1 protein-coding gene is annotated in these 551 nt (G+C 63.5%); it reads right to left on the bottom strand.

Features of this window, described 5'->3' with window-relative positions; translation table 11 throughout:
* The coding region (locus ACQ5SP_RS16495) for a polyphosphate kinase 2 family protein (RefSeq protein ID WP_430939504.1) at window positions 1–551 on the bottom strand (551 nt) is incomplete at both ends.

The following is a 551-nucleotide window of genomic DNA, read 5'->3' as shown; positions in this document are numbered from 1 at the left end:
TGCATCGCGGCAATCCGCGCGTATTTCTTGTTGTTGGCCGGCAGGACACACCAAGGCGCGTGTGCGGTGGAGGTGCGCGCGAGCATCTCCTCGATGGCCTGCTCGTAATCGGCCCAGTGCTTGCGGTTGCGAAAATCCTCGTAGCTCAGCTTCCAGCGCTTCAGCGGATCCCGCAATCGACGCTCGAAACGCTGGAGCTGCTCCTCCGGCGTGATGTGCATGAAGATCTTGACGACGCGCGTGTCGTCCTCAACCAGCATCTTCTCGAAGGCGTTGATCTCGTCATAGGCTGCGCGCCAGCGCTCTTCCGGGGTAAGCTCTTCGACCCGTTCCACCAGCACCCTGCCGTACCAGGACCGGTCGAAGACGGTTATCGCCCCTTCCGGCGGCAGCCGTTCCATGAACCGGGCCAGGTAGTGGCGCGCGAGGTAGTAGTTCCGGGGTGCCCCTATCGGCCAGACCTTGAAGCTTCTGGGGTCGAGGGCCGCGGAAATCCGACGGATCGTGCCGCCCTTTCCGGACGCGTCCCAGCCCTCGAACACGATCACGGC

Origin of the sequence: Rhodovulum sp. YNF3179 (genome assembly GCF_050586465.1) — a bacterium.
Classification (GTDB): Bacteria; Pseudomonadota; Alphaproteobacteria; order Rhodobacterales; family Rhodobacteraceae; genus CAJXYS01.
Note: the sequence above shows the minus strand (reverse complement) of the source record. Positions and strands in the feature narration are given on the sequence as shown.